The sequence below is a fragment of the Xanthomonas sp. LMG 12459 genome (assembly GCF_009192905.1).
GTDB classification, from domain to species: domain Bacteria; phylum Pseudomonadota; class Gammaproteobacteria; order Xanthomonadales; family Xanthomonadaceae; genus Xanthomonas_A; species Xanthomonas_A sontii.
This window is the reverse complement of record NZ_NSGT01000143.1, coordinates 1-505: the sequence shown is the minus strand read 5'-3', so window position 1 is coordinate 505 and position 505 is coordinate 1. Positions and strand designations below refer to the sequence as shown.

The following is a 505-nucleotide window of genomic DNA, read 5'->3' as shown; positions in this document are numbered from 1 at the left end:
CTCCTCGGTGATCTCGACCCATTCACCAGGACCTGCTTCGGGGGCAGGCAATTCGGCCTGCGGCGGCGTGGTGGGCTCGGTGCTGGCGAAGCGCAAACCGGCCAGATCCTGACTCGGCGCAGGCGCAGGCGTGGCAGTGCCGATCAGCAAGGCATCCAGACCGGTGCCGGAAACCACGCTGACCGCTTCGCTCAGGCTGGGCGCGACCTGCGGCGCGATGCCCATGCCAGTGTTTGCCGCAGGCTGGGCGCGCAAGGCCGGTGCCGGCCAGTAACCCAGCGCGCTCAGACTGCGTTGGGTGACATCGAGAATGCGCTCGCGCTGCGGACGCTGTTCGCGCACGGCTTCGAGGAAATATTCGACCGAGGCCAGCGCATCGGCGAGCAGGTCCATTTGCTCCGCCGTGGGCACGCGTTGATCAGCCACCAGTTCATTGTGCACGAAGCGACCGATGGCCTCGACCAGCTCCGGCAACCGCGGCACATCGAGCATGCGCAGCGCACCC

Annotated in this window: 1 protein-coding gene; it reads right to left on the bottom strand. The window is 67.5% G+C overall.

What is annotated here, in order from left to right:
- Positions 1 to 505 (bottom strand): hypothetical protein (locus CEK65_RS21060; RefSeq protein ID WP_193314853.1); only part of this gene is annotated, 505 nt, incomplete at both ends.